The 12099-nt window shown below is 65.9% G+C and carries 8 protein-coding genes, 1 tRNA gene and 1 pseudogene; 6 read left to right on the top strand and 4 right to left on the bottom strand.

The genetic code is table 11. The annotated features are described in order from the left end of the window. Positions 1-194: 194 nt before the first annotated feature. Positions 195-268 (bottom strand) — tRNA-Cys (locus ACFQ24_RS05305). Positions 269-458: 190 nt separating this feature from the next. Between ACFQ24_RS05305 and ACFQ24_RS05300 the strand changes: the two genes are divergently transcribed. The 5 genes and pseudogenes from ACFQ24_RS05300 to ACFQ24_RS05280 all read left to right on the top strand — a co-directional run bounded on the left by ACFQ24_RS05300 (position 459) and on the right by ACFQ24_RS05280 (position 7545). Next, a complete protein-coding gene (locus ACFQ24_RS05300; RefSeq protein WP_380909526.1) occupies positions 459-1091 on the top strand; it encodes a protein-L-isoaspartate O-methyltransferase family protein in 633 nt (210 codons plus the stop codon). A gap of 19 nt (positions 1092-1110) precedes the next feature. Further along, the gene (locus ACFQ24_RS05295; RefSeq protein ID WP_380909524.1) at positions 1111-2604 is read left to right on the top strand and encodes a TolC family outer membrane protein; all 1494 of its coding nucleotides are present in this window, start codon (positions 1111-1113) and stop codon (positions 2602-2604) included. A 72-nt stretch (positions 2605-2676) separates the two neighbouring features. Continuing rightward, positions 2677-3180 (top strand): DUF2497 domain-containing protein, encoded by a 504-nt coding sequence (locus tag ACFQ24_RS05290; RefSeq protein WP_380909522.1) that lies wholly within the window; start codon positions 2677-2679, stop codon positions 3178-3180. 122 nt (positions 3181-3302) lie between these two features. Then, on the top strand, positions 3303-5984 hold the full coding sequence (locus ACFQ24_RS05285) for a valine--tRNA ligase (RefSeq protein WP_380909520.1): 2682 nt from the start codon (positions 3303-3305) through the stop codon (positions 5982-5984). A 108-nt stretch (positions 5985-6092) separates the two neighbouring features. Further along, positions 6093-7545 (top strand): annotated as a pseudogene (locus ACFQ24_RS05280) (MATE family efflux transporter). A gap of 6 nt (positions 7546-7551) precedes the next feature. Here the strand turns inward: ACFQ24_RS05280 and ACFQ24_RS05275 are convergent. Next, positions 7552-9201, bottom strand: coding sequence for an ATP-binding protein (locus ACFQ24_RS05275; protein ID WP_380909518.1), 1650 nt, complete (start codon positions 9199-9201; stop codon positions 7552-7554). 235 nt (positions 9202-9436) lie between these two features. On the opposite strand from ACFQ24_RS05275, the gene ACFQ24_RS05270 reads away from it, so the two are divergent. After that, positions 9437-10579, top strand: coding sequence for an acyltransferase family protein (locus tag ACFQ24_RS05270; RefSeq protein WP_380909516.1), 1143 nt, complete (start codon positions 9437-9439; stop codon positions 10577-10579). Here the strand turns inward: ACFQ24_RS05270 and ACFQ24_RS05265 are convergent. After that, entirely contained in the window at positions 10549-11553 is a 1005-nt protein-coding gene (locus ACFQ24_RS05265) for an LLM class flavin-dependent oxidoreductase (RefSeq protein WP_380909515.1), read from the bottom strand. The genes ACFQ24_RS05270 and ACFQ24_RS05265 overlap by 31 nt on opposite strands. Positions 11554-11597: 44 nt before the next feature. Continuing rightward, the gene (locus ACFQ24_RS05260; RefSeq protein WP_380909513.1) at positions 11598-12038 is read right to left on the bottom strand and encodes an Hpt domain-containing protein; all 441 of its coding nucleotides are present in this window, start codon (positions 12036-12038) and stop codon (positions 11598-11600) included. Between the last annotated feature and the right edge of the window lie 61 nt (positions 12039-12099).

Here is a 12099-nt window from a genome sequence, read left to right as displayed (position 1 = left end):
CTGCCAAGCAGGCCAGAACCCAAAGGAGAAAACCACGGGTTGACCCACCCGTGACACCCGAAACATAATCCGCAGACGGGTCACTTCTCGATGGAAAACCCGGGTCACTTCTCAGTGGAAATCAACATCTAGCACAAAAAACGGCAGAAATCAGCCATTTATCGGACGTCTGCGGACGTCTCTGGAAGCTGAAATGGAGGCCCGAGCCGGAATCGAACCGGCGTGCAAGGATTTGCAGTCCTCTGCGTAACCACTCCGCCATCGGGCCTCGGCATGTGGGGTGGCCGCAAATGTGCGGCTTTGGCGGCAAAGTCAAGCCGGGGATCGGCCCGCCACCCCAAGAATCTTGGCCGCGCGGACGCAAAGCCGCTTGGCGCGGGCTGTCCGCTGATTTAGAGGTCCGATAATCTCCTTAGTGTATTGCATTGCCAATACAGTTGTGCCAAGCGAGGACTGTCGTGACCGAGCAGAATTTTTCTTCGATGCGGACCGCCATGGTCGAAAGCCAGTTGCGCACCAGCGACGTGGACGACCCGCGCGTGATCGCGGTGATGGCCCGGGTGCCGCGCGAGGATTTCGTCCCGGCGGATCGCAGGGCGATGGCCTATATCGACCGGCCGATCCCGCTGGGCGCTGGTCGCGCGCTCAATCCGCCGCTGGTGACTGGCCGGCTGCTCAAGGAAGCGCAGGTCGAAGCGGGGGACAAGGTGCTGCTGATCGGCGCGGCGACCGGCTATGCCGCGGCGCTGTTGACCGCGCTGGGCGCGGCTGTGACCGCGGTCGAGGAAGACGGCCTGGGCGAGATCGCAGCGACTGGCGTCAGCCTAGTGCGCGGTCCGCTGAACGCCGGCGCGCCGGCGGGCGCTCCCTATGACCTGCTGTTCATCGACGGCGCGGTGGAGGAAGTCCCCGCCGCAATCGTTCAGCAGCTTGCCGACGGCGCAAGGGTCGTGACCGGCATCGTCGACAAGGGCGTAACGCGCCTGTGCAGCGGCCGGGTTGCTGACGGGCTGGTCGGGCTGAACAGGCTGACCGATATCGAGATGGTGGTGCTGCCCGGTTTCAGCGCGCCCAAGGCATTTACATTCTGACGATGACAGGCGGGGGGACATGACGGCAAAGCGCATTTTCGGACGGCATCGCGCCGCAGCCGCCCTTTTGTTGCTGACTTCCGCGCTGACGACGCCGGTGCAGGCGGAAACGCTGCAGGGGGCGCTGGCCAAGGCCTATGCGTCCAACCCGACGCTGACGGGCGCGCGCGCCGGCCAACGGGCGACCGACGAAGGAGTCGCGATCCAGAAGGCCAGCGGGCGTCCGGCGCTCGACGTGTCGGGCAGCTATACCGAGAGCATCCTCAAGCCCACCATCAGCTTCACCTCGCCGCAGCGGACCCTCAACGCCCAGACGCAGCTCAGTGTCCCCATCTATCAGGGCGGCGCGGTGCGCAACGGCGTCAAGGCGGCTAAGACCCGCGTCGAGGCGGGGCAGGCGCAGCTGCGCGGCACCGAGATGAGCGTCTTTTCGCAGACGGTCGCCGCCTATATGGACGTGATACGCGATACGGCCATCGTGTCGCTGAACCTTGCCAATGTGAACGTGCTGGAAGTCAACCTGCAGGCGACGAACGACCGGTTCGAGGTGGGCGACCTGACGCGGACGGACGTGGCCCAGTCGCAATCTCGCCTGGCGCTCGCCCGGTCGGATTTGCAGACGGCGCAGGCGAACCTCATCACCAGCCGCGAAAATTACATCGCGCTGGTGGGCGAGGCGCCGGACAATCTGGAGCCGCCGCCGCAATTGCCGGGCCTGCCGGAAAATCCCGACGCGGCGGTGCAGGTGGCGCTGCGCGACAATCCCGACATCATGGCCGCCAACAAGGTGCGCGAGGCGCGGGCCTATGACGTGAAGGCGGCGAAAGCGTCCGTGCTGCCCACCGTGTCGGCCTTCACCCAGGCGGGCTACACCAACTATCTCCACTCGCTCAACAGCAGCGCGCAGGACAGCAACGGCAACGTCGTCGAAGGACCGCAGATCAACAAGCAGGCGGCGGCCGGCGTGCAGATCAACATCCCCCTCTATCAGGGGGGGCGCCCGGCGGCGCAGGTGCGGCAGAGCCAGGCGCTCGAATCGCAGGCGATCGAGCAGGCGATCGAGACCGAGCGCGGCGTGATCGCCCAGACCCGCGCCTCCTACGCCAGCTGGCAGGCGTCGCTGGAGACGATCAAGTCGGCGGAAAACGCGGTGTCGGCTTCGGGCCTGTCGCTGGAAGGCGTGCGAGCGGAAAATTCGGTCGGCAGCCGCACCATCCTCGACATCCTGGATGCCGAGCAGGAATCGTTGCGGGCGCGGGTGCAGCTCGTATCGGCGCGGCGCAACGCCTATGTCGCGGGCTTCAGCCTGCTGGCGGCGATGGGCCATGCCGAGGCGGACGATCTGGGCCTGAATGGCGGCGCGCTGTATGATCCCATGGACAATTACAAGCGGGTCCGGGGCAAGTGGTTCGACTGGGACTTCGATCCCGCGCCGAAGCCGACCGCCACGCGCACCATTGACTCGCCCGCCCAAAACGCCAATGTTCCCGCCGCGAGCATGCAGCAGCCTTAACCGCTTGTTAACCCGTTCGGGTAATTGTCAGAGCGTAAAGGGTGCGAAATGGTTTCTGGACGGGGACTATCGATGGGTGACATGACCAAGGAGCCGTCGATGGAGGAAATCCTCTCGTCGATCAAACGGATCATCGCCGAAGAAGGCGAGGAAGCGGTGCAGGCCACCCCGCTGCGCCGTTCGCGCGCGGAAGTCCGGGCCGCGGCTCAGGCAGCGCAGATGCAGCAGCAGCCCGCGGAGGCGGAAGAAGTGCTGGAACTGACCGACGAGATTGCGGAGGAACCCATGCCTGCTCCCAAAGCCGCGCCCAAGCCCGCCGCCGCTCCTGTCGCTGCCGCGCCTGGGGCGTCGGAGGAATCGATCCTGTCGGTGGAAAGCGAAGTCGCCGCGCGTCACTCGCTTTCGGCCCTGTCCTCCATGCTGGTCACGCCGGCGGCGGGGCAGGACAATACGCTCGAAGGGCTGGTGCGCGAGATGCTCAAGCCGCTGCTCAAGGAGTGGCTCGACGCGCGGCTCCCCGCACTGGTCGAGGATATGGTGGCGAAGGAAATCGCCCGCATAACCGGGGCGCGCTGAACGACCGCCTGCGCTCGGGCGAGGGCGGCATCGCCTTCGCTGCATCGGCGAGACATCATGACCGGTCCGATCCGATCGCTGCCACGGCTTGCGCGGCGGGCGGCAGGCGCTAAAGCGCGTTCATGACCGAACTGCCCAAGACTTTCGACCCCGCCGACATCGAGGCCCGCTGGTACGCGCATTGGGAGGCGAACGGCCTGTTCCGCCCGGACCGGCCCGACGCCATGCCCTTCACCATCGTCAACCCGCCGCCAAACGTGACGGGCAGCCTGCATATCGGCCATGCGCTCGACAATACGTTGCAGGACATCGTCGTGCGCTACGAGCGGCTGCGCGGCAAGGATGCGCTGTGGGTCGTGGGCACCGACCATGCCGGCATCGCGACGCAGATGGTGGTCGAGCGGCAGATGAATGCGCTTGGGCAGAAGCGCACTGACTACACGCGCGAGGATTTCGTCGCGAAGGTGTGGGAGTGGAAGGCCGAAAGCGGCGGCGCGATCACGCGGCAGCTGCGGCGGCTGGGCTGCTCGATGGACTGGGCGAACGAGCGCTTCACCATGGACGAGGGCTTTTCCAAGGCCGTGGTCAAGGTGTTCGTGGAACTGCACAGGCGCGGGCTGCTGTATCGCGACAAGCGGCTGGTGAACTGGGATCCGCATTTCCGCTCGGCCATTTCCGACCTTGAGGTCGAGACGAAGGAGACGCAGGGCGGCTTCTGGCGCTTCCGCTATCCGCTGGCGGACGGGGTGCGGCTCGCGGACGGGAGCGACCATATCGTCGTCGCGACCACGCGGCCCGAGACGATGCTGGCCGACATGGCGGTGGCGGTGCATCCCGACGATCCGCGCTACCAAAGTGTCATCGGCAAGGACATCCTCCAGCCGATCACCGGGCGGCGGTTCAAGGTCGTGGCGGACGACCATGCCGACCCGGAACTGGGATCGGGCGCGGTCAAGATCACGCCGGGGCACGACTTCAACGATTTCGAGGTGGGCAAGCGGGCAGGGATCGCCGCAGGGCAGATGCTCAACATGTTCGACGCCGACGCGAAGGTGGTGCAGACCGCCGACGGGCTGGTGCCGGAAGCATATCTGGCGCTGGACAGGTTCGAGGCGCGCAAGGCGGTGGTCGAGGAAATGAAGGCGCTCGGCTTCCTCGTGCCCCATGTCACGAAGAACAAGGAAGGCGAGGAGGTCCAAGCCGACTTCGAACCGCGCACGATCCAGACCCCCTATGGCGACCGGTCGGGTGTGGTGATCGAGCCGTGGCTGACCGACCAATGGTATGTCGACGCGGCGAAGCTGGCGGTCGCGCCGACGCAGGCGGTCCGTGACGGCCGCATCGAGATCGTGCCCAAGACGTGGGAAAAGACCTTCTTCAACTGGATGGAGAATATCCAGCCCTGGTGCGTGTCGCGGCAGCTCTGGTGGGGGCACCGGATACCGGCGTGGTTCGACGAGGACGGCAATGCCTATGTCGCCGAGACCGAAGAGGAAGCGCAGGCGCAGGCGGGAAACAAGAAGCTGGAGCGCGATCCTGACGTGCTCGACACCTGGTTCTCCTCGGCGCTGTGGCCGTTCGGGACGCTGGGCTGGCCGGAGCAGACCGACCTGCTTGCCAAACACTATCCCAACGACCTGCTGATTTCCGGGTTCGACATCCTGTTCTTCTGGGACGCGCGGATGGCGATGATGGGACAAGAGTTCATGGGTGAAGTCCCATGGAAGACGCTCTATCTCCACGGGCTCGTGCGCGCGGCGGACGGGCAGAAAATGTCCAAGTCCAAGGGCAATGTCGTCGATCCGCTGGGCCTGATAGACACCTATGGCGCGGACGCGCTGCGCTTCTTCATGGCGGCGATGGAAAGCCAGGGCCGCGACGTGAAGATGGATGAGAAGCGGGTCGAGGGCTATCGCAACTTCGCGACGAAGCTGTGGAACGCGGCGCGCTTCCTTCAGGCGAACGGCGTCGCCGCCTCGACCAGCCATGAAGCCCCGCACGCTGCGCTGCCGGTCAACCGCTGGATCATCGCAGAAACCGTCGCCACCGTGCAGGCGATCGACATGGCGATGGCGGAACTGCGCTTCGACGCGGCGGCCAACGCCATCTATCACTTCGTCTGGGACCAGTTTTGCGACTGGTATATCGAGCTGACGAAAGGATCGATGGACGAAGAGACGTGCGCCGTCGCGGGATGGGCGTTCGACCAGATCCTCGTCATGCTTCACCCGTTCATGCCGTTCATAACGGAAGAGTTATGGAACCTTACCGGGGCGCGGGACAATGAACTGATCGTCGCCCGCTGGCCGGTTGCCTTGGCGGCTGTGGACCAGGAAGCGCAGGCGGAGATTGACTGGCTGATCCGGCTGGTGAGCGCGATCCGCACCGCACGGACCGAACTCAACGTGCCGCCGGGCGCGAAGCTGCCCATGGTGGTGCACGACGGATCGGAAGAGACGCATCGGCGGCTCGACCGGCAGGGCGCGGCGCTGGCGCGGCTGGGTCGGGTGGAAAGCCTGAGTTTCGGCGATGTTCCGCCCGGCGGCGCGGCGCAGATCGTGATCGACGAGGCGACCTTCATCCTGCCGCTGGAAGGCGTGATCGACATCGCGGCCGAAAAGGCGCGGCTGGCGAAGGCTCTGGCCGCGGCGGAGAAGGAGCGGGACTCGCTGGGCGGCCGCCTGTCCAACCCCGCCTTCGTCGAGAAGGCCAAGCCCGAAGCCGTCGCCAAGGCGCGCGAGGACCATGCGGAAAAGAGCGCCGAGGCCGAGCGGCTGAAGGCGGCGCTGGAGCGGTTGGGGTAGCCGAGCTAGGATCAGCATGCTCCTGCAAAAGCAGGAGCCCAGGTGCGAGGTCATGCCGTTCCACCCTGGGCTCCTGCCTGCGCAGGAACACGTCAGGGAAAACAGGGAATGAGCGGACCAGCACCAGGCACAAGAGACCTGACGCAGGCGCCGATCGCATCGGCGTTGCTGCTGTTCGCCGTCCCGACGCTCCTGTCCAATATCCTTCAGTCGCTCAACGGATCGATCAACGCGATCTGGGTCGGCCGTTTCCTGGGCGCGCAGGGCGCTGGCGGCTACGGCGAACGCCAACCTCATCATGTTCCTCATGTTTTCGGTCGTGTTCGGGTTCGGCATGGCGTCGACGGTCGTGATTGGCCAGGCGGTCGGACGGCGCGAAATGGAAGCGGCGCGGCGGGCGTTCGGCTCGGCCATCGGCTTTTGTTCGATGCTGGGGATCGGCGTCGCGACGGCGGGGTGGATCGGGGCGCCCGCCTTGCTGCGTCTGCTGGCGACGCCGGAGGGCGCCTATGCCATGGCGCTCGTCTATCTGCGCGTCATCTTCATCGCGATGCCCGCCTCGCTGCTCGCGCTGATGATCATGATGGGGCTGCGCGGGGCGGGGGATGCGCGCACACCGCTCATCTTCATGATCGTCAGCGTCGCGATCGACCTGATCCTCAATCCCGTGCTGATCCTGGGGCTGGGGCCGGTGCCGGCGTTCGGCATCGCCGGATCGGCCGCGGCAACGGCAGCGGCGGGCTTCGTCAGCCTGACCGGCGTGATCGCTTACATATACGTCAAAGACTTGCCGCTGCGCCTGCGAGGGGGCGAGTTGCGCTGGCTTTGGCCCGCGCCCGACCAACTGCGCATATTGACGGCCAAGGGGCTGCCGATGGGGCTGCAGATGATCGTCATGTCGGCGTCGGGCCTGGTCATGATCGGCCTGGTCAACCGGGAAGGGTTGATGGTCACGGCGGCTTATGGTGCGGCGCAGCAGGTGTGGACCTATCTCCAGATGCCGGCGATGGCGATGGGTGCGGCGGTGAGCGCCATGGCGGCGCAGAATGTGGGTGCGGGCCGGTGGGACCGGATCGGGCGGATCACCGGCTATGGTCTGGGGTATCAACTTGCGATCACCGGAACGATGATCGGCGTCATCCTGCTGTTTCACGAAGCGCTGCTGTCGCTGTTCCTTGGCACCGACCGGGCGGCGATCGACGCTGCGTGGAACATGCAGTTGCTCGCCACATGGAGCTTCCTGATGTTCGGATGCATGATGATCCTGTTCGGCGTAATGCGGGCGAACGGGGTGGTGGTCGCGCCGCTGCTGATCCTTGTCTTCACGCTGTTCGGCGTACGGCTGGGCTTCTATCACCTGGCCTATCCGCCGCTGGGCGCCAATGCGCTGTGGCTTAGCTTCCCGGCGGGATCGGTCGTGTCCCTGGCGCTGGCCGCCGCCCTCTATCTGCATGGCGGCTGGCGCAAGGCGCGGCTGATGACGCCCGTGCATGAGGACGAATGCCGCGAAAGCGTGCAGAGCGAAACGGAACCGGCCGGTCGGATCGCGCCGGCCGGCTGACGCGCATCAGCGGCCCTGATTGCGCCAGCGCGTGATCGTGCGGTCGAGAATGTCGGCTTCGTGCCCGCTCTGCCGCCAGAGTTGCGTGAAGCTGGGGTCGCTGGACGCAGGCCGGCGATGCTCCTCTAGATTGTCGAGCGCGACGCGGATCGGCACGGCGACGCCCTCACCACAGATGATCGCTTCCCGGTTGCGCAGGGCAGGGATGGAATCGAGGAAGCCGCGCGCGCCCTCAGGCATGGCGGCCTTCACGAACGCCTGGTCGCGGTCGTTGTTGAGCCGCATCGAGATGATCGTGCCGCATTGCGACAGCACGCCTTCGGCCAGGTCCGAGGGTCGCTGGGTGATGAGGCCCAGGCTGACGCCATATTTGCGGCCTTCCTTGGCGATCCGCTCCAGGATCTTGCGCACTGCCTGGCCGCCACCCACGGTCGAGCTGGGGATATAGCGATGCGCCTCTTCACAGACGAGCAGGATCGGGCGCTGCGGCTCGTCGCGCGCCCAGATGGCATAGTCGAAGACGAGGCGGGAAAGCACCGACACCACCGTCGACGTGATGTCCGATGGCATGGCCGACACATCGATGATGGAAATCGGCTTTCCATCGGATGGCAGGCGGAAAATCTTGGCAATGAACTGCTGCATCGTGTCGGCGACCAGCATGCCCGAGAACATGAAGCTGTAGCGCGGGTCGGCCCTGATCTCGTCGATCTTGGTCTTGAGCCGCATATAGGGCAATGACCCGGTGCCCTTGTCGAGCTTCCCCATCTCGTTCTGCAGGATGGTGGTGAGGTCGGAGAGGAGATAGGGAACGGGCGAATCCACGGTCAGCCGGCCGATGCTCTCCGCCAGCCGGTTCCTGGACCGGGCGGCAAGCAGGCATTTGGCGAGGATGTCGCAATCGACCGTGCGCTCCGAGCCGGATGAGGTGACGAAAACCTCGCAATGCTCCTCGAAATTCATCAGCCAATAGGGGAGGGCGATGTTGTTCACGTCATAGACGGCGCCGTTGCCGGCGAAGGCTGCGCCATATTCGCCATGCGGGTCGATCATGACGATATGGCCCTGTGGCGACAGGTCGCAGATGCGGTGGAGGATGAGCGCGGCGCTGGTCGACTTGCCGGTGCCGGTGGAACCGAGCAGCGCGAAATGCTTGCCCAGCATGGAATCGACGTAGAGGGCGGCGCGCGTGTCGGCGGTGGGATAGACGGTGCCGATCTGCACATGCGCCCGGTCGTCGGCGGCGTAGATCTGCTGCATGTCGTGGCTCGACACCGGGAATATGTCGGTGCCGGGCGTGGGATAGCGCGTCACGCCCCGGCGGAAGCGTTGGATGGTGCCGGTCTGCCTTTCCTCGTCACCTTCGCCCAGAAAGTCGATGTCGGCGACGATGGCCTGGGTGGCCTGGTCCAGCGTCACGGCGCGGACATTGGCGAAGAGCCAGGTTTCCCCGACGCGCATCTTGACCTGGCTGCCGACCTGCCCCGCCATGGCGACGCAGGGATCGTCATCCTGGCCCAGCAGGGCAAGGCGATGCGCGTCGATCAGCACTTTGGAACTCGACCCCGCGATCTGGAACACCATTCCCATCGCGTGCGGCGCGGCCGGCGACGCGGCTGCGGCGGAAAACTCGTGGGCCCCCGGCATATGGCTCATAAACTTTCATCGTCCCTGCGCCGGCGCCACGGACGCCGGCCAACAGGAGACAGGTAACGGCGGAAGGTAAAGATTGGCTTAGCTCGCTTCCGGCACGGCCGGCCCGTTCCGGCAGGATGACGACTGGCCGGTTAAGCTGCGGTTATGCGAGGTCCGTTTCGGATCGGATGATGCCGCGACGGGAACATGGAACATCCGCTCGGCATTGTCGTCATGCAACCAACAGGATGTCCGCTTGTCCCTTGCCCTGCCCACCGACACCGCCCGCCGGTCCGACGCCATCGCGATAGCGCGGGTGATCTGCATATTGGGCGTCGTCTATGTCCATGCCTGGACCGGCCTCAATGGAGAGGCGCTGGCGGACCTGCGCGGGACGGGGCAGGACAATCTGCGCTGGCTGCTGATGGAGGCGTTCGGGCGCAGCGCGGTGCCGCTGCTCGGCCTTGTTTCCGGCTGGTTGGTCGCCGGATCCAGCGGGGTCGGTGACTGGGGCGGGCATGTCCGGCGCAAGGCCCGCACCATCCTGCTGCCCATGATCCTTTGGAACATGCTGGCGATCCTGCTGGTATCCGGCGCGGCGCTGCTGGCCGGGCTGCAAGCACCTGTGCCGCAATCGCCCATGTGGGTGGCGCAGGAAATCTTCATCCTGACCCGCAATCCCGATATCAATGTCCAGATGCCGTTCCTACGCGACCTGTTCCTGTGCATGGTCGCCGCGCCGTTGCTGGTACGGCTGCCGACATGGGGGCTGGCGGCGGTGATCGCAGCGGCGGGCGCCTGCCATATCATGGGCTGGGGACCGCCGGTGCTGATGCGCGCGTCGATCCTCTTCTTCTTCGCCGCTGGCATCTTGGCCCGCCGCCATGGATGGGCCGACAGCATCGCGCGGCCGCCGTTGCCGGTGGCGGTGATGCCGTTCATCCTGCTGATGGGCGCGCAACTCTATCGTGCCATCATGGTCGGGGACGCCGGGTCGGCCACGTCGCAGGCGGCGCTGGACCTTGCGGTTCGTATCGGGGCGGCGGCGGCCTTCTGGCGCATCGCTTGGGCGCTGGCGGGTGGCCGCGCGCGAAGCATGATGCTCAGGATCGAGCCCTACGCCTTCTTTCTGTTCTGCGCGCACCTCATCCTGATCTGGCTGGGCGGACCGCTGCTCGGCAAGCTGTTCGGCAGGATGGGCAGCCCGCTCTACCCGCTCTATCTGATCCTGCAGCCGCTGCTGGTGCTGGCGAGCGTCATGGTGATGGGCCTAGCGTTGCAGCGGATCGCGCCGCGCGCCGCGGCAGTGCTGAGCGGCGGCAGGCTGCGGGGCGGCCGTCCAAGTGACGAAAAGCAGCCGCGTCGGCGTCAGGCCGGCTCGTGCGCCGCCACCGCCTGAGCCGCCGCCATAGCGATGGCGAAGCTGCGCTTGCGCGCCTGATGATCGAAAATCTGGCCGGTCAGGATCAGCTCGTCCGCCTGCGTCCTGCGCAGGAAGGCGGCAATGTCGCGTTCCACATCCGCCTGCGTCCCGATGCTGGAAACGCTGAGCACATCGGCCAGCATCGCCTGAGCCTGCATCGGCAGGCTATCATAATAGCCGGCTAGCGGGGGCTGCAGCTTGCCCGGCTGGCCGGTGCGCAAGCGCACGAACGCCTGCTGCATCGAACTCGCCAGTAGCTGCGCCTCCTCCGCATCGTCGGCGGCAAAGACATTATAGCCCGCCATCACATAGGGATATTTGAGATGTGCCGACGGGCGGAAGTCGCGGCGGTAGATGGCGATCGCCTCGTCCAGCGCCGCCGGGGCGAAGTGCGACGCGAAGGCGTAGGGCAGACCGAGCGCTGCCGCGAGTTGCGCGCCATAGAGGCTGGAACCAAGAATCCAGAGCGGCACGTCGGCGCCGGCACCCGGCGTCGCCTGGATGCCGAGCCGGTCGTCGCCCGCAAAGAAAGCCTGAAGCTCCATGACGTCGCGCGGGAAATGGTCGGGGCCGCCCGACAGGTTGCGGCGGATCGCCTGCGCCACACGCTGGTCGGACCCCGGCGCGCGGCCAAGGCCGAGATCGATGCGGCCAGGGAAGAGGGCCTCAAGCGTGCCGAACTGCTCCGCGATCACCAGCGGGGCATGGTTGGGCAGCATGATGCCGCCCGCGCCGATGCGGATGGTTGATGTCGCATGGCCTATATGCGCCAGCACGACCGCCGTCGCCGCGGACGCGATGCCCGGCATGCCATGATGTTCGGCGACCCAATAGCGGTGATAACCCAGGACCTCCGCATGGACGGCAAGGTCGGCCGCATCGGCGAGGGCGGATGCGTTATCCTGTCCTTCGCGAACGGGGACGAGGTCGAGCAGGGAAAAAAATGCCATGCCCGTCATATGGGGACATGATGGGTTTTACTTCAAGACGGAAATCAGTTAGCGCGGCCGAAACCCGGGACCGGCGTTTCCGCGCGGCGGCCGAACGTGGCAGGACGGCGCACGGCGAGCGGGCTGGCATCCCGGTCGAGCATGGCCATCGTCTCGGAAAAGCAGGGACGCAAGGCGACGACGGTCTCGATAAGCTCGTCCGGCCCTTCCCGCGTTTCCACGCAGCGGCGGGCCGTCATCTCGATCTGCTCCGCCATGGCGCTGAGCCGATAGGCGCCGAATTGCGCGGATTCGCCCTTCAGCGTGTGGGCCGGGCTGACCAGCGCGGCGGAGTTGCGGGTGCGGAAGGCTTCCTCGATCGCGTGAATGGACTTGACGCCGTCCTCGCGGAAATAGCCCAGGATGCGCGGAAATGCAGTGCCAAGCTCCGCCCGGCTCCTCAACAAATGGCTGACATTAACCAGTTCGGTATCTTGGTGGGACACCCGCGCGCTCCTTCACACTCCAGCGTCGAAAATAGCTGCTGCGCGTAAACAGGCGGTTAAG

This window comes from Sphingobium olei (assembly GCF_042678845.1).
Lineage (GTDB): Bacteria > Pseudomonadota > Alphaproteobacteria > Sphingomonadales > Sphingomonadaceae > Sphingobium > Sphingobium olei.
The sequence above is the reverse complement of the archived record's forward strand: the minus strand, read 5'-3'. Positions and strand labels throughout refer to the sequence as shown.